The sequence below is a fragment of the uncultured Vagococcus sp. genome (genome assembly GCF_963518325.1).
Taxonomy (GTDB): Bacteria; Bacillota; Bacilli; order Lactobacillales; family Vagococcaceae; genus Vagococcus_D.
In genome coordinates this window covers 107,689-129,254 of the sequence record NZ_CAUQJB010000006.1, presented here as the reverse complement: position 1 = coordinate 129,254, position 21,566 = coordinate 107,689, and the positions used below count along the sequence as shown (strand labels likewise).

The following is a 21,566-nucleotide window of genomic DNA, read 5'->3' as shown; positions in this document are numbered from 1 at the left end:
AAAACCTCCAATCTAGGCTAATAAATAAGTATCTTCATAATGGACATTAACAGGTAATTGGCTAATGTCAGCTTTTTCCCATTCGCTAATTAAAGGAGTGGGGTCAATTGTATTATCAATTAAAACAATTCCGCAATCACCACCGCCGGCTCCTGAAGATTTAGCAGCACCACCAAAGTCCTCGGCAATTTCGCAGAGGTCAAAAAGGGTGGCCGTTTCAATGTGAACGCCACTGTTGGCACCGAGGTGTTGCAATAACTGACGGTTTTGACGAATACCAGTTTGAATTGAGAAAACGTCCTTGCCTTTGAAAGCCTCAATAATGTTGGAGACACATTCTAGACTATTTTTCAGGAAAACAGAGTAATAGTGATCAATCTCGCTGATTTCTTCATTTAACAAGTCAACTAAATGAGTGGTTGAAGCTGGATTACCTGTCCAACCAATTAATAAGTTTAAGTTTTCTGGGGGTGTTAAGGGTTCTATCATTAATTTAGGCCAATTCATATTAAGCAAAGCCAACAGTGAGTGTTCTTCTTGTCGAGCTTGGACCCATTTACGGTCAAAGCAAGAATAAGCAATCCAGCCACCAAAGGAACTGGCAGCCAAGTCACCAAAGGAACCATTGCTGTTGATTGACAAATGAGTTAAGGCTGCGAGTTTATAGACTAAAGCGGCATCGTAGTTAACTTTGTGAAAGGTCAGTAAAGCTTTAATCGTCGCGACCGTCACCGCTCCACTGGATCCTAGACCGTATTTACGGCCATCTTTATTGTCTAAATCACTTTCGATTTCTAAGTCAAAGAAGGTTAGTTTTTTACCGATTTCATCTAAATATTTTTCTGTCATCGTCACAGCTTGAACGACATATGTAAAAGGATTTTCCCGTTCGTCAATAAACAACTGACCATTTTTGCGAGTCCAAGGAATCATAAATCCGTTGGAATAGCTGGAGCGAATGCTCCCTTGGAATTTTGCTTCTCTTAATCTGACTGTTATGTATTGATCTAAGGCGACTAAAATCGCAGGATGTCCTGGTTCTAGTACAGCATATTCACCTGCTATATAAAGTTTTCCAGGTGCACTAGCTTCTATCATGTATTTCTTCCTCTCTTAATGTCAAACTGTTTAGATCAGTTTAACGCCGCCTCCGACTTTCGAAATAATAACCGGATTGTCTGGAAAAGCGGTGGTTAACAATTTTTGAATGGCCTCTGCATCTGAATAACGACAGAGGATTTTAACATTAGGTCCAGCATCCATTGTAAAGTAACACTGCCATCCTTGTCTACGTATTTCACGAATTTTAGTTAAAACTTCAACAGTTAATGCTTCCCAGTATGAGAAGGGGGGAGTAGCACCGAGCATGGTACCATGCATTTTCATACCATTTGACTCAGTGATTTCACCCAATTGTTGAAAATCGTGTTTATAGATGGCTTCTTTAATCAAACGAAGATCTTTTGCTGTGCTTTCTAACCAGGCAGGGTAAAAAGCAGAGGTTTCAACGGTCAGTTTCATGCCATCACGGCTAGAAACTGTTTTTTTATTGGTATTAACGGCAACCGTGATCATGCCGATATCCCAACTAGCATCGTCAATTTCAACGGCCATGCTGTCTGCGGAGTTGGTGCCCATCTGCCATTCGACAAAACCTCCATAAACACTGCGAGTTGCGCTGCCACTGCCGCGGCGAACATAGGTGGAAAGGGTTGCTAAGTCCATCTTCAAGCCACTGGCGTCATTCATTGCCGCTCCCAAAGCTGCGAAAGCAGATGCTGAGGAGGCAAGTCCAGCTGCAGTTGGCACAAAATTTTGACTGGTAATTTTTGCTGGCGTTTGAATGCCTGCTTCTTGTCGAAACAAATCGAGAAAACGACTGATTTTAGTTGTTTCACTGTCATCTTGAAGTCGATCATTTAAAATGAAGCTGTCCTTTTCAAAGGAATCTGATAATTCAACAGTCGTTTCCGTATAAAATTGGTCTAATGTCAAGGATAGGCTGCTATTCATTGGTAAAAATAAGGTTTCGTCTCGTTTGCCCCAGTACTTAATCAAGGCGATGTTTGTATGTGCTCTAGCTTTACTATGTCGTTCCATTTAGTTCCCACTCATTTCATATAACCAAGTTGCTTTCGCGCCAGCCGCTTTTAAAGCAGACGCAATCACTTGGGCGTCATTTAAATCCCTTGCTAATGCTATCATACATCCGCCACGACCGCCACCTGTTAATTTTGCCCCTAAGGCATTGTGACTGAGGGCGGAAACTACTAGGGCATCCAATTCCAAACTGGAAACGCCTAACTCCGATAATAAATTTTGGGCCTGATTCATGGCTAAGCCTAGTTTTTCGGGCTGATTTTGACTTAAATAATCCTTGCTTGCTTTGGCTAATTGACCAAGGTCTTTGATTTTACGCTGATAAATCGCGCCGCTTTTACTGCGAACTTTTTCGCCAACATTGGCTACAGCTTCTTTCGTTTGACCAGTTTTTCCTGTGTCAGCCACAACCAGAACTGCAGTTAAATGCAAATCGATTGGAGTCACAGGTTGCCCCTTTATATAGTAGTAAGGGGTGGAACTGCTGGTCATTAAGGCATCCAAACCACTGGGGTTACCGTGAGCAATTTTTTCTGATATATCGACAATTTCTAAAAGTTCACTATGGGCAAGTGGCTGTTGGAAGTAGTCGTAAATCCCTCGTGTGGTGGCCACGGCCACAGCAGCACTTGAGCCCATGCCACGCTCTGCAGGAATGGTACTGTCGATCGTTAAGGAAAGGGTATCTGTTTGGCCAAGGCGCTCTAGAGATACCTTAATCACGGCTTTTAAACTTTCCAATAGTTCAGGCATATCATTTAGGAGGCCTTTATAAAAAACGCAATCAATCGCTGTTTCTCCTTCAGACGCTTGAACTGTTGTTTTTATTTGTGTTGCTGGGAAGGGGATGGCAATTGAAGGTTCTCCGTAGACGACGGAATGTTCTCCCATTAAAATAATTTTACCATTGGCATAACCGATTCCTTGTGTTGACATAAGCATTCAACCTTTCTATATGTGAGAAACATGATAATTGTTTAGTTGTGGGACATCATTCTGTATCAAATAAAAGTCGGAAATTACAGTTTATACTAACTGACTAAAAAATTCAATAATAGCGGGTGCTGCATAAAGGGTCATAAACTGAATGCCGTAGTTTACCCCTAATCGGTTTAAGGTGCCACAGGCAAATCCAATTAGTAAGATTCCAAAGACATTGATTAATCCTGCATCCATATAACCTAATAATACCACTAAGGCGATAAATAACCCTAAAATTGCTTCGTGGGGAATTTTTTTTAAGACGAAAGCCGTTATTCTTGAAGCGAAACGCATGGCTACAAAATAGACAGCCCCAATTGCCGATAGAGCTCCAATGACAAAAGCTAAAATTAATTGTCCTTTAGGAAACTGTGAGGTTATAGTGTTACCTATTTCAAAAATAGGAGGGGCCTCAAAAAAAGCCGCACCTGGACCAATTGCTGAAGGCGCTAAAGGGATGCCTAGGGCAATGAGACTAACAACCAGACCAGACATGTATGTTCCTTGGACTAAGGCGCTCATGGTAACTATTGCGGCTTCTGCTTTTTTAGCAGATGTTGTTTCTCGTTTTGCAACCATCTCACCGAACAAGATCGTAAGACCAACTGGACTAAGAACGAATAAAAAACATGAGGCGAAAGTAGACAGAATGCTGCCAATGGCCTCGTTTTTTGATAAAACATTAAAGGGGCTGAAGTTTTCTTTACGAATGTTTGGCAGTAAAGTTATCTTTTCTTCAGTTTGAATCAGTTTTTTTCGTTCTTGTTGATTAAACAAAGAGATTAGAGAAAGAAGTAAGGGCGCAATTGTGATTCCCAGAAAAAATGAGGTGGTGATGTTTTTTGTTTCAGGCACGACTCCCATGTCCCAGTAAATGGTTCGCAGGCTCTGAAAAAGTAAAGCCATAGGAATAATGCTGATTAAAGAAATAATTTTTGCTTTACTTATTAAAGAAAGAAAAACGGCGCCACCAATAAATAACCATGGGGCATATTGCTTTAAACCGTCTGCATATGGCGCGATGGCATTAGCGATTAATAAACTAGTCGGCAATGCGATTAAAACACCTATTAAGCTACCGACAGCAGCTTTTTTGATCGCTGTCGTTGTTTTACCTTGGTCCTTTAATAGAAGGGCGTGTTCAATCAAAGGGGTTGACATAACACCACCTGGTAAACCAACGATTAAGGCGGGCATTAGATTCATCAAACCTAAGGTCACAAAAGAAGCGACAAAAAAGGTTAAAGCGACGACTGGGTGAACACCGCCTAAAATTAAAGCCAGTGATACGGGCATTAAAACAGATGTTTCATCTGTTCCAGGAATAAAACCGATAAAAATGTAAAGCATAATAGCACCGCAAGCGGCAATAATCATCTGAATCACTAATGATAGTTCCATACCAACAAAACTCCTTTACATGATTGCCTGATATTAGTTGTTTTGATCGTTTATGTTCCGTTTGGGCTTAATAATCCAAGTGTTGATTAAAAAAGCAACAACGGCGCCACTGAGACCGAAAAACAACTGTTTAGTGGAGTGGTTAGCCGGCGCAAGAAAAAAGCCAACCATGGTTCCTGTAACAGAAAGAATGATGGCAATGGCTAAGTCTTTGATGCCAACTAAATCATTCCAAACATTAATCAATTCGTCCTTTTTCATTTTGTCCTCCTATTTTATTCAGATAACCTTTCAATTTTATTTATATAGGGCAAATTAGTTCATTATGTCTTTATTATCCACTATGATTGTAACTTAGAGCCAAAAAAAAGTAACAAAGATGGGAATTCTTTAATGAATTCTTATGACTTTTTAGCTGTAAAGGTGCGGTTAACCGCTGCTTCTTACTTAAATAACCCAAACTATTTATTCTCAGGTAAGTTTTTTTAGATCACCTTAAACCAAGATAATCGAAAATAATTAAAAAATGATTAAATTTTAATGAAAAGTGTGATAAACTAGATTGAAATATGTGAAGGGGTTGTTTAAATGGAAAATATTGATTGGAAAAATTTAGGTTTTAATTATATCAAAACACCATATCGTTTTTTAGCTGAATACAAAGACGGCGAATGGAGTACTGGGTCACTTACGACAGACAACGTCTTACACATTCATGAAGGCTCAACGGCCTTACATTATGGACAACAGTGCTTTGAAGGATTAAAAGCTTATCGTTGTAAAGATGACAGCATTAATTTGTTTAGACCTGACGAAAATGCTAAACGTTTAAATAGAAGTGCAGAACGCTTGCGAATGCCCCTGGTTCCTGAAGAGATGTTCATCAATGCTGTTAAAGAAGTAGTAAAGGCTAATGAAGGTTTTGTGCCACCTCACGATTCAGGCGCTACTCTTTATATTCGCCCCTTATTAATTGGTGTGGGACCGAATATTGGTGTCTCACCGGCACCGGAATATGTTTTCACTGTCTTTTGCATGCCCGTAGGCCCTTATTTTAAAGGAGGCTTAACGGCTACTAACTTTATCGTTTCGGATTATGATCGAGCGGCACCGTTGGGAACTGGAGCTGTTAAGGTAGGTGGGAACTATGCCGCTAGTTTGCAGCCTGGAAAGGAAGCTCAAGAGAAAAATTATTCGGATTGTGTCTACCTTGACCCAGCTACTCATACAAAGATTGAAGAAGTCGGTTCGGCGAATTTCTTTGGGATTACAAGGGATAATCAATTTATCACTCCGGTATCGCCATCTATCTTACCAAGTATCACGAAGTATTCGTTACTTTATTTAGCCGAAAAACGTTTAGGCATGGAAGCAATTGAAGGGGACGTATACTTAAATCAACTAGATCAGTTTACAGAAGCTGGGGCATGTGGCACGGCAGCGGTTATCTCACCAATTGGTGGTCTGGAAACCGGTGAGGGATTTCATGTTTTTTACAGTGAGACAGAAGTGGGACCAGTGACAACACGATTGTATAATGAATTAGTCGGCATTCAGTTTGGCGATGTTGAGTCACCAGAAGGCTGGATTGTCAAAGTTTAAAAAAAGTGATCCCGAAATAATTCGGGATCACTTTTTTTCGTTTATTTAGCTTCTTGTAAGACTTTCACTTCTTTAATCGTCACATCTTTTGTCGGCGTTGATTTCTCACCAGATTCGCCAGCCTTGACTTCTGTTGCAGCGATTTTATCAACAACATCTAATCCCTCAATTACTTGTCCAAAAACAGAATATTGAAAATCAAGATTAGGGGCGCCACCATTTTTATAAGCTTCAATAATTTGGTCTGGGTACTCGTCTTTTAAGAGTCCGTCAGCCATATTGTCATGGTTTTGTACGATGTAGAATTGGCTACCTTGAGAAGGTTGGTCAACGGGCAAACCAGTTCTAGCCATAGCTAGAGCACCATTGATGTGATACAATTGATTAGAAATTTCAGGGACAAATTCGTCACCCCAAATACTTTTACCACCAGCACCAGTTCCCTCAGGGTCACCGCTTTGAATCATAAAGCCTTCAATAATACGATGAAATTTAACATCTTTGTAATAACCATCTTTAGCATGTTGGATAAAGTTCTCAACTGCTTTAGGGGCTTGTTCTGGGAATAACTTGATTTTGATATTGCCTTCAGATGTCACTAATTCAACCAAGGCTTCATTATCAGCAACTTTTTTATTTAATTGTGGTAATTCCAAACTGTTTAGATCGACAGCTTCTTTCGATTCAGCTGTGCTTGATTCAGCTGTTTTACTTTCGCTTGAACTGCTTGCACCTGTGTTTTTAGATCCGTTGCCACAACCGGCAACTAATAGCAGTGTAAGCGTTAGGGCGCTTAGGCTAATAAGTAATTTTTTTGTTTTCATTCGAATACCTCATTTATTTTATTTATTCCACTTTTAATCATAACAAATTTTTGTGAATTTACCTAGTGAAATCTAAAAACTGTCTGTTTTTCATTTTATTCTGGAAATGGTCTAGACTATTTTTTTGTTAATTGTTATAATGTTTAAGAACGATAAACTATTTTATAGGGGGCATTACCATGGGAAAATTAGGTATTTCTATTTATCCTGAACGATCAACATTTGAAAAAGACAAAGCGTATTTAGATTTAGCACATCAATATGGTTTTAAACGTGTGTTTACTAGTTTGTTGCAAATTACAGAAGACAAGGACAAAGTCTTAGCTGACTTTAAACAGGTCGTGGACTATGCCAATAGTTTAGATATGGAAGTCATGGTTGATATTAATCCGGGACTCTTTGAGCAATTGGGGATTTCCTATGACGATTTGACTTTCTTTCACGAAATGGGAGCCGATGGGGTTCGTCTTGACATCGGTTTTACAGGTCAGGAAGAAGCACGCATGACACGTAATCCTTTTGGGATTAAAATTGAAATTAATATGAGTACAGGTACGAGTTATGTTGACAATATTATGAGTTATTCGCCAAATGTCAATAACTTATTAGGGTCTCATAATTTTTATCCTCATCGTTATTCAGGTTTAGGTTATGACCATTTTGTGATGTGCACAGAAAAATTCACTAAATATGGCATCAACACTATGGCCTTTGTTAATTCTCACGCGGCTGATTTTGGTCCTTGGCCAACGCAAGATGGACTTTGTTCATTAGAAGACCATCGCGATTTAGAAATCGCCACCCAAGTGAAGCATTTAGTTTTAATGGGGACAATCGACGATGTGTTGGTTGGTAATGCCTATGCATCTGAAGCAGAGTTAAAAGCGATGTCGGAGGCATTCTTTGCTGAATACCCATCCGTTAAAGTAGACGTAGCAGATGATATTACGGATGACGAAAGAGAGGTCCTATTTAATAATTTACACAGCTATCGCGGCGATCGTTCTGAGTATATTTTACGTTCAACCATGACACGTATTAAATACAAAGATTTACCTTTCCCGGCTCATAACACGATTGATATGACAAAGGGAGATGTATTAATTGACAACCTCGGGTATGGTCAGTATAAAGGAGAAACGCAAATTGCGTTGAAATCAATGAAAAATGATGGACGTGTGAATGTGGTCGGTCGAATTTCAGCGGATGAATTATTTTTATTAGATTTCTTGCGACCTTGGTCCAATTTTAAATTAATTGAAAATAACTAAGGGCACTATTAGCAACTTTCAAGTTCAGGACTTGTTTCCTAAGCTTGAAAGTTGTTTTTTTGAGGTACCCAGGGATTTACTAATTACAGAATAAAGTAGGGAGAGTCAGGGCTGAATGCAAAGTCATTTCCAGACAATCTGTTAAGTTCTATGGTCATGAGTGGTGATTTTGTGCTAGAATTAAGGGACTAATGTTGAAGGTAGGTGTTTTTGATGGAAGCAAGAGCAATGATGAGATCATTAACAATAAATTACAGCACGTTGAAGGCAACAATGAAATGGACGGATCGGCGAATTCTTTATTTGATGGCCAAAGCTTTTATTGGTAAGGAAGAATTGTTGGACACAGTAGAGATTGAAGGCGTTCGCAAGCGTCTTAAATCAGAAACTGGATTTTTTACCAACCTTAATACTACAGTAAGAGATATTATTATTGCCCTTATGGTAGCCAATGAAAAAAGTTCTGACAAAGATGTGGCACTTCTAATGGACAGTTATAACGAGATGAAGGAAGCTGGTTTCAAAGGGTCTTCTTACACTTACTTTGGCGCTTACTTACTTCAGTTTTCCAAGCAGAAGGATAAGGTTGAAACAATCAAAAATGCTCTGGATATCTACGATGCTATGAAGGAGTCACACCCATTTATAACTGGTAAAGAAGATTATGCAATTGCTATTTCGTTAGCTCAAAATGAAAGTTTGACGGCTTACCGACCACAGGAAATTGCTGACATGGTGGATTTTTATTATGATGGATTGCGTAAAGCTGGTTTGAAGAGTCGTGATAATGCGCAATCAGCGGCTGCTACTTGCGTCTTACTTTTAGCTGAACAAAATAGTAACTTTGTCCTAGATATGGAAAAAACAGTGTTGGAATTAGAGGAATATGGCATCAGACCTAAGCCATTGTTATATACATCGATTGTTATTTTGACTTATTTAAAAAAAGAAGTAAGTAATATTAACTTAGATCAACTTAATGAGTTTTTAATCGAAGCAGACGATCATGTTAAAGTTTTCTTGGATAAAAATTACCGACGGACGATAGCACTTAATCTATTTATTGAAAATCAATCAAAAGAATTAAGTGACGAAGTAACTAATACCGTTGCAATTACCTTAAATCAAATTATCATTCAAGAACAAGTGATGGCAGCAGTGGCTGCATCCAGTGCCGCCGCTGCTGCTAGTAGCAGTAGTGCATCATAAGTGTTTTTATTTTATTCCCTGGGAGGGAAATCATGTTTACATATGAACAGATACAAAGTTTAAATGATTTAGAATTCGGTGTTTATAATTATGTGATACAACACATTGTTGACGTGCGTACGATGAAAATTCGTGAGTTAGCAGACAATGCCCATGTCTCCACTACAACTGTCCTCAATTTCTGCAATAAAATGGGATGCAAGGGTTATTCGGAATTTAAAATTAAGCTTCAACTGATGCATGAAAAAGAAGAGCTAGCAGAATTGACAGATGATACCGTGGCAATGATGGACTTCTTTAAGAAAATCAATACAGATGACTTTAAAGACCAAATTAATCACAGTGCAAAAATTATTGCCAACGCCTCAAGTGTCTTCTTTTACGGCATTGGCAGCAGTGGGATTTTGGGACAATATGGTGCCCGTTATTTATCGAATATGGGGATATATGCGACTCACATCAATGATCCTTTTTACCCAATTCCCCAAGAAGTTAGAGATAATACAATTTTAATTGTGCTATCCGTTTCCGGAGAGACCTCCATGGTCTTACACCGGGTGAGTGAATACAAACAAAATAATTTTAAAATCATCAGTATTACCAATAGTGATTCTTCAACCTTGTCTAAGATTTCTGATGGAGCGGTGGGTTACTACATGCCAATCGAAAAAAAGGGTCCTATTCATAATATTACGACTCAAGTGCCGGTTATTCATATTATTGAAACTTTGGCACGGAAAGCTTTCGAAATTAAGAATCAAGAGTAATTAGAGCCAGCCTCGTTGTCCATATGAGACCGCGAGGCTAGTTTTTATATTAGAGTGGAGGGGAGTATCAATGACGGATATATTTGAAACTAAATTGGTAGTGGCTAGAAAAAAGTTCCCTCAAGTAATCGAAGAATCGCTGTTAATTGATGAGCGAATTATGGGTGCTTTTTATGGTGGTTCAATTGCAGAAAATCAGCAAGATGCTTATTCGGATATTGATTTACGCTTACTAGTTAGCTAGGAGATATTTGAACAATTTAATCAATTTAAACTTGCTCTAGTTAAGCAATGGGGGACGGTTGTTTTTTTTGAGAATCAGTTATCCAATCAATTAATCATAGCTCATTACGATTGTTTTATTAAGGTAGATGTCTTTTGTTATACGATTGAGCATTTGATTCCCTCTATGTGGACAAGAGAGTTACTGATCATTAAGGACACGCCCGACCAAGTATTAAACAAACTCGTCGTTAAGTCTGCTAAGAAAAAGCATCAACTGTCGATGGATCAATTAGTGAATTGGCAAACTAAGTTCTTAGCTTATTATCACGAAGTGTACCGCAGAGCACAGAGAAATGAGATTTACTACACATTGGATTGTGTCGATAAAATGCGGCAGCTAGTAGTGATGGGCTGGTGTTATCAAGATGGACACCTACAAAATAGTTTTGGTGACTGGTCAAAGTATCAAGGAGTCCGAAGTAAACTGACTAATAGTCAACAAGAGCAGTTGACTCAATTTTTTGTCAATCAGGATTTAAATCAATTAGCTAGTGTAATGACCCAGTTTTCAATGGTATTTTTGAGTATTTGCGAAAAAATTGAAACAAAACAGAGATTGCCCTATTCTCAACATGAGTGTTCGAGAATTTTTGAAATGGTTGAGTTCAGTCATTAGGCTTAAAGTTAAGATGAAGCTAGGATAATTGTCCTAACGTTGAATGGTTTAAAGAACATGGTGAGATAGACACGCTCCAAAAGTCCGCTCCCTTCGATGTCCAAAGAGGGCACAAACCGACGTAATGTCCCAGCTTGATGAGCGTATCGTTTTATTTCACAAAAATTGGTTGACACTAAATAACAATTAGGTTAAAATTACATTAGTAAGTTTTAATAATAATGAAACGTTGAAGAGAAAAGTACGTAATTGATGGTTATCCGAAGAGAGCCTATGTTGGTGAGATTAGGCGATAAGCTGTTTACAGAAAAATGGTCTCTGAGTTTTTATCGATGAGCAAAAAAAGTAAGTCGATGACGGGTACGCCCGTTAAAGCGAAAGGAATCAGTCCAATAAGGCGGTTCTGTTAAAGTCGAGTGATAACTCGAAAATTAAGGTGGTACCACGAAGCGTAAGCTCTCGTCCTTTTCTATTTTTAGGAGAGGATGAGGGCTTTTTTATTTTATAATAGAAAGAGGAGAATTAACATGACAGAATTAAAACAAATGATTAACGAGCATGTGACTAACCAGTTGAAGACATATCAGGCTTTGGCTTTGGATATCCATCAAAATCCAGAAGTAAGTAACTATGAATTTCATTCAGCTGAGGTTTTAGCGAATCAATTAAGGGAAGAAGGATTTGATGTTAAGTTAGATGTTGCAGGTCATCGAACAGGCTTTGATGCACGTTACAAAGGAAATAAAAAAGGACCCGTTATCGTGTTTTTAGCAGAGTACGATGCTTTACCGGGAATTGGCCATGCTTGTGGCCATAATTTATTTGGCACGACTTCCAGTTTAGCAGGCACTGCGTTGAAAAAGGTGATTGACGAGGTGGGGGGGAGAGATTCGAGTTTATGGAACACCTGGTGAAGAAGGTGGAGAGAATGGCTCAGCTAAGGGCAGTTTTGTTCGCCATGGTTTTTTCGATGACGTTGATGTGGCACTTTGCGTGCATCCAGGGTCAAAATATGGCAAGACTAGTCCTTCTTTAGCTAATAATCCGGTCGATATCGAATTTTTTGGACAACCATCTCATGCGTCAGCCGCTCCTGAAAAAGGGATTAACGCCTTAGATGCTGTTATCCAAGTCTATAATTCAATTAATGCGTTACGCCAGCATTTAACAGATGATGTCCGCATTCATGGCATCATTACGAATGGTGGAGAGATCCCTAATGTTGTGCCAGAATATGCCTCAGCTAGATTTTACTTACGAGCGGCCTCCAGACCTACTTTAGATGAGCTTCATGCTAAGGTCGGAAGAATTGTTGATGGGGCAGCATTAGCTACGGGGGCTACTGGCAAATTCGGCTTATTTCAAAATGCTGTCGACAATACGGTGTTAACCTCTACGTTTGATGCTATTTATTTAGCCGAATTGGCCAATTTAGAGATTTCGCCAAGTGAAATAGCGACAGCAGTTCCAACGAGTTTAGGCTCAAGTGATGTCGGGAATGTTAGCCAAGTGGTTCCGACGATTCAACCCACCATCTCCATTTCTGATGAAGAGCTCATTCCTCATAGTGTCGCATTTAGAGAGGCGGCAAAAAGTCCTAAAGGTTTGGCTTCAATTGGCATTGGGGCACAATTATTAGCGAATACGGCATTGGAATTGCTGTTAAACCATGAGTTATTAAATGAGATAAAGAGAGAGCATCAACAAAATGTTGACGATCAAACTAATTAATGAGGAGTGTTAAATAATGACTAAATTGACGAAAAATCTTGGGTTGTTAGCGAGTCTATTATTAATCGGGACGGTAATTGCTGGATGTGGTAAACAAGAGGCGGCAAAAAAAGAGAAGGAAGTAGTTGTTAAAGTTGGGGTGGTAGGTGAAGTAAACGAACCTTGGGAATATGTTCAAAAAAAAATCGCCAAACAGGAGAATATACGCATTGAACTAGTGAAGTTTTCGGATTATAATGCGCCGAATACCGCATTAGACAACGGTGATATTGACATTAACGCCTTTCAAACCGAGATTTTTATGGATAATGTTAACAAAGAATCTGGTTATGAAAATACGTCAATCGGTTATACATCAATGAATCCCTTAGGCATCTATTCAAAATCTTATAATGGTCTTAAAGAACTTCAAACTGGAGATAAGGTAGCGATTCCCAATGATGTTTCAAATGAGGGACGAGCATTGCTGTTGTTACAGACGGCGGGCTTGATTGAATTAAATCCTGAAGCTGGCTTATTGCCCACGGTCAAAGATATTACTAAAAATGATTTGGACTTAGCCATTACGACGTTAGATTCCAATCAAACAGCACGTGCCCTTGAGGATGTCGATATATCAGTGATTAATAGTGGAATGGCCGTAGATGCGGGACTCATTCCAACAGAGGATGCTTTATTTCTAGAACCAGTAAACGAAGATTCTACGCCTTATTATAACGTAATTTCTGTCCGTAAAGCTGATGTGGAGAATAAAACTTACCAAACCGTCGTTAAATACTTTCAAACCGATGGGACAGCAAAAGTGATTAAAGAAAGTTCAAAAGGAGCGAGTGTTCCAATTTGGAAATAATTATTTAAAAAGAAGTCAGCTGCCTTGAAAATGGTTAGCTGATTTCTTTTTTTAGCTACTTATCTGTGCTAAAATGACCACAGTAGTCTAGCTTTTTAAAGCCGTTTCTTGTAGATAGAGGGTGCCATGTTTATTGATTGGAATTGCTTTAGGTTTATTACAGGAGGAGAACTTGTAGATGTTTGATTTAGAAAAGGTCAAAATGTTAAATGATTTGGAAATGGTGGTGTACCAGTATACACTTGAACATGTGGATCGGGTGGCTAATTCAACCATTAGACAATTGTCTTCAGATTGCCATGTTTCAACCTCCACTATTTTACGATTTTGTGGAAAGTTAGGATTTGAAGGTTTTTCTGAATTTAAATATGCTTTAAAAGAGAAGAACAAGACGGTGGATACTTTAGAAAATTATTACGATGCTATTATACATGTAGATTCATTTATGAAAAAAATGTCTGATAAATCATATGGCCAAGCCATGGAACCTGCTGTTGAGATGATTGCAGAGGCTCGTCATGTCGTTTTTTCTGGGATTGGTACAAGTGGCACTTTAGGGGATTATGGCAGCCGTTACTTTGCCAATCTAGGAATTAATGCTTACAGCATGCTTGATCCTTTTTCACCAGTGCCTGTCCGGGGACTTGAAAATACCTTGGCGATTATTTTATCTGTTTCTGGTGAAACCAGAGAGATGGTCAAGCAGGTGACCGATTTCAAACGATACGGTGCTAAGGTCTTAAGCATTACAAATAATGAGTTGTCGACGGTAGCTAGGTTGGCGGATCATAATTTATCCTATTATATGCCTGAAGAGCATTCGGAATTTTTTGATGCAGCCATTAATTTAACCACTCAGGTACCTGTTATTGTGTTATTGGAAATATTGGCTCATCGCGTCAATCGTAAATTATCGATAATGGATTAAAACAAGCAGGGACATGCTTGTTTTTTTTGTTGACACATGTGTCTCTCTAGCAAAAAAGACTGTTAATTTAACCGTTATCACGTTATATTAAGAGTGTAATCGTATCCAAACGAAAGAGGAGCGCTACTCATTTAGTTGGAAGGGCATTTATTGATTTTTGTTTAGAACTTATTTGATTAAAAGGAGAATTGACTGATGAATAATTTTATTAATGAGAAATTACTACCACCAGTTTTAAAGTTCGTCAATACTAAACCGATTACGGCTTTACGTAACGGGATGTTATACACGATGCCATTTACTATTGTAGGATCTATTTTCCTTTTATTGGCTAATATTCCCTATACACCAGCAGCAGATTGGGTTAAAAGCATCGGAATGGATGTCTATTTTAATCAAGCTTATGGTGCATCATTTGCTATTATGGCTATTTTTGCAGTAATGGGAATTGCTTATTCTTATGTCAAAACGGAAGGCTTTGAAGGTTTACCAGCAGGGATGGTTGCATTAGTAACGTTTATTTTATTTATGTCTGCTGAAATAACGGATCCTGAGAGCAAAGTAACAATTGGTAATGTGATTAACAAAGACTGGACTGGCGGCAAAGGAATGATCACGGCTATTATCGTTGGCTTGCTGGTTGGGATTATCTACAGCTGGTTTTTACGTCATGATATTCGGATTAAAATGCCGGAAGCAGTACCAGAAAATGTGGCTAATTCATTTACAGCCCTAATTCCTGCAGCAGCAATTATCACTGGTGCAATGGTTATTTACATCTTCTTTGATAAAGTCTTTACAACGACTTTGTTTGATTTCATTTATGATGTCTTACAATCACCACTTCAAGGTGTGACTGATTCATTAGGTGGCGCGTTATTCTTAGGTTTCTTAGTTCCTTTATTTTGGTTCTTCGGCGTTCACGGATCAACAATTGTCGGGGGGATCATGGGGCCCATCTTATTAGCTAATTCACTTGAAAACACAGATATTATTAACTCTGGTAAAGAGTTAACTGTGGCCAATGGTGGTCATATCGTGACACAACAATTTTTAGATCAGTTTTTAACGGTGACTGGTGCTGGAATGACCATCGGATTAGTTGTCTATATGGTGTTCTTTGCCAAATCGGCACAATTTAAACAACTTGGACGTTTGTCTATAGGTCCTGCGATATTTAACATCAATGAACCAATTACTTTTGCAACACCAATCGTAATGAATCCCATTATGGCGATTCCCTTTATTTTAACACCAGTGGTTTCATCGGTCATTACGTATTTTGCGTTATACACGGGGCTAGTACCATTGTTTACGGCTATCCAAGTTCCATGGACAACGCCTCCTATTATTTCTGGCTTGATTGTCGGTGGTTGGCGAGCAGCTTTATTGCAAATTGTCGTGTTGACTATCGGTTTCTTTATTTATCTGCCCTTCGCTAAAAAAATGGATTCTATTAACTATGAAACTGAAATGGGACAAACAAAAGAAAAATAGGTGTCTCAAGAACGATTAAGGAAGGATGAGAGTATGTCGAGTTTGAAGAAGGCGTTTTTATGGGGAGGAGCTGTCGCTGCTCATCAACTTGAAGGTGGGTGGAATCAAGGTGGAAAGGGGATTAGTGTAGCTGACGTAATGACTGTCGGTGCTCATGGACAACCCCGAAAAATTACTGAAGGTGTGCTAGCAGGTGAAAATTATCCTAATCATGATGGCATCGATTTTTATCATCGGTATCAAGAGGATATTCGACTGTTTGCTGAATTAGGAATTAACTGCTTCAGAACATCTATCGCTTGGACGCGGATTTTTCCGAAAGGCGACGAAACGGAGCCTAATGAAGAGGGATTAAAGTTTTACGATGATTTATTTGATGAATGTCTGAAGTACGGTATTGAACCGGTTGTGACCTTATCTCATTTCGAAATGCCTTATCATTTGGTAACAGAATATGGTGGCTGGCGCAATCGTAAGATGATTGATTATTTCTTGCATTTTGCGAAAATTTGTTTCGATCGTTACCAACATAAAGTGACTTATTGGATGACCTTTAATGAAATTAATAATCAGGCCAACTATCAGGAAGATTTTGCCCCCTTTACCAATTCGGGGGTTCGTTACGAGGCAGGTGAAAACCGTGAGGAAATTATGTATCAAGCGGCTCATTATGAATTAGTGGCAAGTGCTCTAGCAGTTAAGGCTGGACATGAAATTAATCCAACGTTACGCATTGGTTGTATGATTGCCATGGTACCTATTTACCCGTACTCGTGTGACCCAGAGGATATGATGGCAGCAGTCAGTGCTATGCAAAAAAGGTATTGGTTCACCGATGTCCATGTTCGAGGCAAGTATCCAGCTTATCTAACTAAATACTTTGAACGGAAAGGTTTTAAGTTGGATATAACTGAAGCCGATTTAATCGATTTAACTCAAGGAACAGTAGATTATATCGGTTTTAGTTATTACATGTCCTTTGCCTTAAAGGGCAGTGGGAAGGGACCAGCTTTTGACTATGATGAAGCACGTGATTTAGTTAGTAATCCTCATGTTAAAGCATCCGATTGGGGCTGGCAAATTGATCCACTTGGTTTGCGTTATGCTATGAATTGGTTTGCCGAACGATATGAACTGCCGCTGTTTATTGTAGAAAATGGCTTTGGCGCCATTGATGAAAAATTGCCAGATGGAACCGTTGATGATCAGTACCGTATCGATTTTCTTAAAGCACATATTGAGACTATGAAAGAAGCTGTTGAATATGATGGCGTTGACTTAATGGGGTATACCCCTTGGGGCTTTATTGATTTGGTTTCAGCAGGAACTGGCGAAATGAAAAAAAGATATGGTTTTATCTATGTGGACAAAGACAATGAAGGCCATGGAACACTGGCAAGAAGCAAAAAGAAATCATTTGATTGGTATAAAAAGGTGATTCAATCAAATGGAGACAAACTATAAAAAAAAACAAGCGGGGACATAAAGTCGTTTTGTTTCCTCGTTGGACAACTCGTCCCAGATAAACACATGCTACGAGCACTACACAGGTTACGATGTCCCTTATCTCTAACGAATAAATTCGAAAGAATAAGGCAGTAATTAGAGACAAGGGACAGCGAAGCGAGCAGACTATTGGAGCGCGTTTATTGTACAATGTTCGTAAAAGTATCGGAGGGTAGGACTATTGTCCCACCCTCTTTAGTAAGAAATGCCAACTGGTTTGATGGTACTAATCTAATAAACAGAAGATTTTACAGCAACCAGGAGCTATTTATTATGTTAAAATAGCGATGGCTAGAGCTTGTTGAATTTGGACGATATTTTTATCTTTTCTAAATTGTAAAACTTCACAAGGATCGTCAGCGCTGGAAATCCACAAACTTAGTTCGGCATCTAAATCAAAATGACCAGTTGTTTCTACACTAAAGCGGGAAATTGATTTGTAAGGAAGGGACTTGTACTGGACTTTTTTACCCGTTAAGCCTTGCTTGTCAATTATAATTAAGCGATAATCAGTGAAGACAATTAAATCTCTGACTAATTTAAATGCTAAATCCACCTTTTCATTTGGCATTAAGACGTCTTCAAGTTTCTGTTGTATTTTTTCGTTGTTTGCTCGAGAGGCATTGCCCATTAGTCCGTCAAAGATACTCATATAGAATGCTCCTTTTCGTTTGTTTAATGTTTATTATATGATAACATGCGATGAGGTGTAGCACAATCTGAGATTACCTCAAACAAATGAAAAGCCCTTCCTACTGTCAGGAAGGGTTCTTCATTTTATTTTTTGGTACTTTCTCTTATTGTAAGATAACCTAGTATAAATCCACTTATAAGACTAACAGTTAAAAAAAATAAACTAATTGGGATTAGAAACGGGTAGGGTTCGATGATTACTCCGTTCGGTTTAATATCGGTCCCAATAAAGGCTGATAGTAAGAAACAGATAACTCCTGACGTTAAAGTAACTAAAGTTAAAATCGCTTTTGTATTCATAGAAGGTCCTCCTCGGTAACTCAAAGTTGTTCGAAAACTCTGCCGGTTAATAATTTCATCATATCAAATTATTAACATAAAAGGAATAAAAACACATGTTTCTTGATGTTATTAAAGGGCTCTTAAGGATTTAGTTTTTAATGTTGTTCATTTATCGGTTTTTTTAGCGCTAGTTTAAATATTTCACTAAATAAATTTTGCTTTGGCCTTTGTCTGGCATCTGTTCAACTTTGCCGAAAGTGGTAAAGCCATTTTTTTCATAGAATTGAGGCGCTTGCCAGCTCATTGTTTCGACAATCATCAAATGGCAACCTCGCCTTAGAGCAAGTGATTCAGTGGCTCTAATCAAGGCACTGCCAACACCACCTTGCCGAATGTGGCTATCAACGCCTAATAAATTAATATGCAGGTGGTTCCAGACGATAGTGCCGGTTAAGCCACCAAGATATTGCTCACCATCAAAGGCGGCTAGTGAGACTGTTTCTGGCTCATACGGTGGAACAGCTTGTTCGTGATTTTCACTGTGCTGTTCCAATAGTATTTCTAATCTTTTTTCATTTTCAACCAGTGGTAGTGATGTAATTTCCATTGTGAGTCTCCTTTGTTATAAGTTTAGTATTAGATCAAAAAGTAAGGGCAGCAATGATAAGCCAAATAAAACAGCAATCACAGTCAAGTGTTTCTTTTTAGTCATGACTAGATAACCAATGTACTCCCGGATAAAACCAGTCGGTAAATAATAGAATCGGGTTTTAGCGCCAACACCACGCGCTTTAATATCTAGCTGTTTGGCCAATTTTCCAGCTCTCAACAAATGGTAATTATTAGTGGCAATTACCACATTTTTATTTGTCAGTCCAGTGATTTGGTCATTAGAGCTAGCGATTCGTTCGGAGAATAGCAGATTTTCACGAGTGTTCGTTGACTTGTCTTCAAGGTAGATTGTTTTAACTTGATACCCCTGTTCGTCAATATAGTGTTTCATAGCTTGAGCTTCAGAAATAGTTTCATCAACACCTTGTCCACCCGACAAAATGATTGTTGGGTGATGAGCCAACTTTGCGACTTGTTTCATATAAAGTTGGATACCAGCATCGATTCGGGCGGCTAGGAGGGGAGTTACTTTATCTTTATTTAGTCCAGCACCTAAGACGATAATGTAATCAACTTTATACGTAATCGGGTAAAGATTGTACAAAATAGCTGTTAAGCCAAATAAAATAAAAGTCATAGCAAAATAAGTAAAGGAGACATTGAGAAAAGCGAATAATTTTAGAATAAAGGCATTATTCACCTTTGTAGTGACAACTAACAAAATAAGCTCAAATAACATTAGACCTGTGGCGATAATTAGCGGCAACATATTAGCCAATGATCTGCGTTCATGTTTTAGCAGGATTCGTTCATTCCAGAAAAGCGCAATAATCATGGCATAGATACCGAAGAGCGCAAAAAGCATTAAAGGAATAGCCAAGGCGATGCCTGCTAGAAGTGCCAAATTCTGATTTACTCGTTCTAAAGTAAGAACGATGATTGCACTCAAACTTCCTATAAAATACAAAAAGAAAAAGCCCGTCAACAGACTAGTTGGTTTTTGATACATCCAATAACAAAAAAGTAGGGTAGGAATAACGATAAATAGTGTAAGTGAAACTAACATATTGTGGCCCCTTTTAACAATTGATAGATTTAGTATACCATGGTTGTCCACTACAATTAAAGGGATTCGCGTAACCTGACAAAATAGTCACCATGGAACAATCTGAGGATGTTTACTTTTCATTTTGTTGTTTTTCGAGTAGGATTATAGTAATAGTATGAGATGAATGGAGGGATATTGATGGAGTCAACGTTTATTGAGCGTTACCTAGGGATGTTTCGTTTTCAAGGATGGTTTTTCCATGATTTGACGCTAGGCATCGTTTACTGCCTCACATTCCTTTTTGGTATCGCATTATTCCGAATGATGTTTAGGCGAAAGAAACCAAAAAAAATTAGGTACTCTTATGAAAAATTTGAAAAGGAAGCAGTCTTTAGTTTTCCAAGCTTGATTAGCTTTTGCTTGACCTTGCTGTTATTCTTTCTGATTGTTAGTAATTTTGGACTTTTTGTTTTTGGTGGTGGGATGACACGGAATGAGCTATTAGTAGATTCAGGCGGTTTTCTTGTGGATAATCTTGTCATTGCCAAGTGGCGTCGAAATGTTAATAATGGAACATCTAATGGAGGAGCGAATAGTGCTCATTTCCAACTTAATGGGTTGGATGTAAAAAAAGGGGAGCTCCGTTGGAACCGGCGATCAAACTGGCATGAGAAGTTAATAGGGCAGACTTCTGAAGGTATTATTTTATTACAGATAGAAAAAGGGCAGATTAGTTTATTTAATAGTCAAACGGGTAAGGATGAGCGTCAGCATAAGGAGTTTGAGGCTATTTTCCCGAGTATGAAAAATAATTGGAGTAAGTTGGAAAAGGATTATCTTGTAAGTGGAGATAACTATTTATACACCTATGGATTGGATGGTCAATATTATCAGTTAGACCTTAAAAATAAAGGAATAGTCAAAGACCCAACTTTTGAACAATTATTTTTAAAGCGACAAACATTTGCTCAAGTTGAGAACCAAAATGTTGAAGAGCTTGAAAAGGCTACGGGTGAGTCCTTTTTCAATAGTAAAGTACTGACGATTCAAGATCAGGAGTGGTATTTTATTGCCCATTCAGAGACAAGAAAACCTGACAGCCAAGTCATTCTTTCAGCTGTCAGTCGAAATAACCCTCAAATTAAATGGCAGAGACCGCTGGGAATAAGCTTTGGTTCAGAAACCTCCGTACAATCAATATCTATTGAAGGGCGATTTTATTACTCAACCAATGGCTTTTCTTTGGTCATTGCTAAAGAGAATGGTAATCTTAATTTAATGTTCGACCATTTATCCAATCATCGCCTTCAAGTTGTCCCTTAGGCCTTATAGGGAAAGCTGACTGGAGGACTGCGGAGTTAGA

Annotated in this window: 21 protein-coding genes, 1 pseudogene and 1 other annotated feature; of the genes and pseudogenes, 12 read left to right on the top strand and 10 right to left on the bottom strand. The window is 38.6% G+C overall.

The window, feature by feature from the left end:
- Nucleotides 1-12: 12 nt before the first annotated feature.
- The 5 genes from RWN13_RS07790 to RWN13_RS07770 form a co-directional block, all read right to left on the bottom strand.
- Nucleotides 13-1,098 (bottom strand): phosphomevalonate kinase, encoded by a 1,086-nt coding sequence (locus RWN13_RS07790; protein ID WP_314061917.1) that lies wholly within the window; start codon nt 1,096-1,098, stop codon nt 13-15.
- A gap of 30 nt (nt 1,099-1,128) precedes the next feature.
- The gene (mvaD, locus tag RWN13_RS07785) at nt 1,129-2,100 is read right to left on the bottom strand and encodes a diphosphomevalonate decarboxylase (RefSeq protein ID WP_314061916.1); all 972 of its coding nucleotides are present in this window, start codon (nt 2,098-2,100) and stop codon (nt 1,129-1,131) included.
- A complete protein-coding gene (mvk, locus tag RWN13_RS07780) occupies nt 2,101-3,036 on the bottom strand; it encodes a mevalonate kinase (RefSeq protein ID WP_314061915.1) in 936 nt (311 codons plus the stop codon).
- 90 nt (nt 3,037-3,126) lie between these two features.
- On the bottom strand, nt 3,127-4,482 hold the full coding sequence (locus RWN13_RS07775) for a tripartite tricarboxylate transporter permease (RefSeq protein WP_314061914.1): 1,356 nt from the start codon (nt 4,480-4,482) through the stop codon (nt 3,127-3,129).
- Between the two features lie 33 nt (nt 4,483-4,515).
- Entirely contained in the window at nt 4,516-4,743 is a 228-nt protein-coding gene (locus RWN13_RS07770; RefSeq protein WP_314061913.1) for a hypothetical protein, read from the bottom strand.
- A gap of 327 nt (nt 4,744-5,070) precedes the next feature.
- Between RWN13_RS07770 and RWN13_RS07765 the strand changes: the two genes are divergently transcribed.
- The gene (locus RWN13_RS07765) at nt 5,071-6,084 is read left to right on the top strand and encodes a branched-chain amino acid aminotransferase (protein WP_314061912.1); all 1,014 of its coding nucleotides are present in this window, start codon (nt 5,071-5,073) and stop codon (nt 6,082-6,084) included.
- A 41-nt stretch (nt 6,085-6,125) separates the two neighbouring features.
- On the opposite strand, the gene RWN13_RS07760 is transcribed toward RWN13_RS07765, so the two are convergent.
- Nucleotides 6,126-6,908 (bottom strand): peptidylprolyl isomerase, encoded by a 783-nt coding sequence (locus RWN13_RS07760; protein ID WP_314061911.1) that lies wholly within the window; start codon nt 6,906-6,908, stop codon nt 6,126-6,128.
- Nucleotides 6,909-7,087: 179 nt separating this feature from the next.
- Between RWN13_RS07760 and RWN13_RS07755 the strand changes: the two genes are divergently transcribed.
- The 10 genes and pseudogenes from RWN13_RS07755 to RWN13_RS07710 all read left to right on the top strand — a co-directional run bounded on the left by RWN13_RS07755 (nt 7,088) and on the right by RWN13_RS07710 (nt 17,526).
- Nucleotides 7,088-8,179: a DUF871 domain-containing protein gene (locus tag RWN13_RS07755; RefSeq protein WP_314061910.1), complete on the top strand. Its 1,092-nt coding sequence runs from the start codon at nt 7,088-7,090 to the stop codon at nt 8,177-8,179.
- Nucleotides 8,180-8,407: 228 nt separating this feature from the next.
- The gene (locus RWN13_RS07750; RefSeq protein WP_314061909.1) at nt 8,408-9,388 is read left to right on the top strand and encodes a DUF4003 family protein; all 981 of its coding nucleotides are present in this window, start codon (nt 8,408-8,410) and stop codon (nt 9,386-9,388) included.
- 32 nt (nt 9,389-9,420) lie between these two features.
- Nucleotides 9,421-10,155 (top strand): MurR/RpiR family transcriptional regulator, encoded by a 735-nt coding sequence (locus tag RWN13_RS07745; RefSeq protein WP_314061908.1) that lies wholly within the window; start codon nt 9,421-9,423, stop codon nt 10,153-10,155.
- 70 nt (nt 10,156-10,225) lie between these two features.
- Nucleotides 10,226-10,399, top strand: a complete 174-nt coding sequence (locus RWN13_RS07740; protein WP_314061907.1) for a hypothetical protein — start codon at nt 10,226-10,228, stop codon at nt 10,397-10,399.
- 165 nt (nt 10,400-10,564) lie between these two features.
- On the top strand, nt 10,565-11,056 hold the full coding sequence (locus tag RWN13_RS07735) for a hypothetical protein (protein ID WP_314061906.1): 492 nt from the start codon (nt 10,565-10,567) through the stop codon (nt 11,054-11,056).
- Between the two features lie 220 nt (nt 11,057-11,276).
- Nucleotides 11,277-11,526 (top strand) — a binding site (T-box leader).
- Between the two features lie 57 nt (nt 11,527-11,583).
- Nucleotides 11,584-12,787, top strand: a pseudogene (locus RWN13_RS07730) (M20 family metallopeptidase).
- Nucleotides 12,788-12,803: 16 nt separating this feature from the next.
- Nucleotides 12,804-13,637, top strand: coding sequence for a MetQ/NlpA family ABC transporter substrate-binding protein (locus RWN13_RS07725; protein WP_314061905.1), 834 nt, complete (start codon nt 12,804-12,806; stop codon nt 13,635-13,637).
- Nucleotides 13,638-13,815: 178 nt separating this feature from the next.
- Nucleotides 13,816-14,565 (top strand): MurR/RpiR family transcriptional regulator, encoded by a 750-nt coding sequence (locus RWN13_RS07720; protein ID WP_314061904.1) that lies wholly within the window; start codon nt 13,816-13,818, stop codon nt 14,563-14,565.
- A gap of 195 nt (nt 14,566-14,760) precedes the next feature.
- Nucleotides 14,761-16,062 carry a PTS sugar transporter subunit IIC gene (locus RWN13_RS07715; protein ID WP_314061903.1) on the top strand — a complete coding sequence of 434 codons (1,302 nt, stop codon included), beginning with the start codon at nt 14,761-14,763 and terminating at the stop codon, nt 16,060-16,062.
- A 33-nt stretch (nt 16,063-16,095) separates the two neighbouring features.
- Nucleotides 16,096-17,526: a 6-phospho-beta-glucosidase gene (locus RWN13_RS07710; RefSeq protein ID WP_314061902.1), complete on the top strand. Its 1,431-nt coding sequence runs from the start codon at nt 16,096-16,098 to the stop codon at nt 17,524-17,526.
- A 313-nt stretch (nt 17,527-17,839) separates the two neighbouring features.
- Here the strand turns inward: RWN13_RS07710 and RWN13_RS07705 are convergent, their stop codons facing one another.
- The 4 genes from RWN13_RS07705 to RWN13_RS07690 form a co-directional block, all read right to left on the bottom strand.
- On the bottom strand, nt 17,840-18,220 hold the full coding sequence (locus RWN13_RS07705) for a PH domain-containing protein (protein ID WP_314061901.1): 381 nt from the start codon (nt 18,218-18,220) through the stop codon (nt 17,840-17,842).
- 125 nt (nt 18,221-18,345) lie between these two features.
- A complete protein-coding gene (locus RWN13_RS07700) occupies nt 18,346-18,561 on the bottom strand; it encodes a DUF3955 domain-containing protein (protein WP_314061900.1) in 216 nt (71 codons plus the stop codon).
- Between the two features lie 169 nt (nt 18,562-18,730).
- The gene (locus tag RWN13_RS07695) at nt 18,731-19,150 is read right to left on the bottom strand and encodes a GNAT family N-acetyltransferase (protein ID WP_314061899.1); all 420 of its coding nucleotides are present in this window, start codon (nt 19,148-19,150) and stop codon (nt 18,731-18,733) included.
- A 15-nt stretch (nt 19,151-19,165) separates the two neighbouring features.
- Entirely contained in the window at nt 19,166-20,221 is a 1,056-nt protein-coding gene (locus RWN13_RS07690; RefSeq protein WP_314061898.1) for a YdcF family protein, read from the bottom strand.
- A 180-nt stretch (nt 20,222-20,401) separates the two neighbouring features.
- Between RWN13_RS07690 and RWN13_RS07685 the strand changes: the two genes are divergently transcribed.
- Nucleotides 20,402-21,526 (top strand): PA2928 family protein, encoded by a 1,125-nt coding sequence (locus RWN13_RS07685; protein WP_314061897.1) that lies wholly within the window; start codon nt 20,402-20,404, stop codon nt 21,524-21,526.
- The last annotated feature ends 40 nt before the right edge of the window (nt 21,527-21,566 follow it).

Coding starts and splice junctions, on each gene's coding strand:
- RWN13_RS07790 (WP_314061917.1), bottom strand. CDS start 1,098: ATGATAGAAGCTAGTGCACCTGGAAAACTTTATATAGCAGGTGAATAT.
- mvaD (WP_314061916.1), bottom strand. CDS start 2,100: ATGGAACGACATAGTAAAGCTAGAGCACATACAAACATCGCCTTGATT.
- mvk (WP_314061915.1), bottom strand. CDS start 3,036: ATGTCAACACAAGGAATCGGTTATGCCAATGGTAAAATTATTTTAATG.
- RWN13_RS07775 (WP_314061914.1), bottom strand. CDS start 4,482: ATGGAACTATCATTAGTGATTCAGATGATTATTGCCGCTTGCGGTGCT.
- RWN13_RS07770 (WP_314061913.1), bottom strand. CDS start 4,743: ATGAAAAAGGACGAATTGATTAATGTTTGGAATGATTTAGTTGGCATC.
- RWN13_RS07765 (WP_314061912.1), top strand. CDS start 5,071: ATGGAAAATATTGATTGGAAAAATTTAGGTTTTAATTATATCAAAACA.
- RWN13_RS07760 (WP_314061911.1), bottom strand. CDS start 6,908: ATGAAAACAAAAAAATTACTTATTAGCCTAAGCGCCCTAACGCTTACA.
- RWN13_RS07755 (WP_314061910.1), top strand. CDS start 7,088: ATGGGAAAATTAGGTATTTCTATTTATCCTGAACGATCAACATTTGAA.
- RWN13_RS07750 (WP_314061909.1), top strand. CDS start 8,408: ATGATGAGATCATTAACAATAAATTACAGCACGTTGAAGGCAACAATG.
- RWN13_RS07745 (WP_314061908.1), top strand. CDS start 9,421: ATGTTTACATATGAACAGATACAAAGTTTAAATGATTTAGAATTCGGT.
- RWN13_RS07740 (WP_314061907.1), top strand. CDS start 10,226: ATGACGGATATATTTGAAACTAAATTGGTAGTGGCTAGAAAAAAGTTC.
- RWN13_RS07735 (WP_314061906.1), top strand. CDS start 10,565: ATGTGGACAAGAGAGTTACTGATCATTAAGGACACGCCCGACCAAGTA.
- RWN13_RS07725 (WP_314061905.1), top strand. CDS start 12,804: ATGACTAAATTGACGAAAAATCTTGGGTTGTTAGCGAGTCTATTATTA.
- RWN13_RS07720 (WP_314061904.1), top strand. CDS start 13,816: ATGTTTGATTTAGAAAAGGTCAAAATGTTAAATGATTTGGAAATGGTG.
- RWN13_RS07715 (WP_314061903.1), top strand. CDS start 14,761: ATGAATAATTTTATTAATGAGAAATTACTACCACCAGTTTTAAAGTTC.
- RWN13_RS07710 (WP_314061902.1), top strand. CDS start 16,096: ATGTCGAGTTTGAAGAAGGCGTTTTTATGGGGAGGAGCTGTCGCTGCT.
- RWN13_RS07705 (WP_314061901.1), bottom strand. CDS start 18,220: ATGAGTATCTTTGACGGACTAATGGGCAATGCCTCTCGAGCAAACAAC.
- RWN13_RS07700 (WP_314061900.1), bottom strand. CDS start 18,561: ATGAATACAAAAGCGATTTTAACTTTAGTTACTTTAACGTCAGGAGTT.
- RWN13_RS07695 (WP_314061899.1), bottom strand. CDS start 19,150: ATGGAAATTACATCACTACCACTGGTTGAAAATGAAAAAAGATTAGAA.
- RWN13_RS07690 (WP_314061898.1), bottom strand. CDS start 20,221: ATGTTAGTTTCACTTACACTATTTATCGTTATTCCTACCCTACTTTTT.
- RWN13_RS07685 (WP_314061897.1), top strand. CDS start 20,402: ATGGAGTCAACGTTTATTGAGCGTTACCTAGGGATGTTTCGTTTTCAA.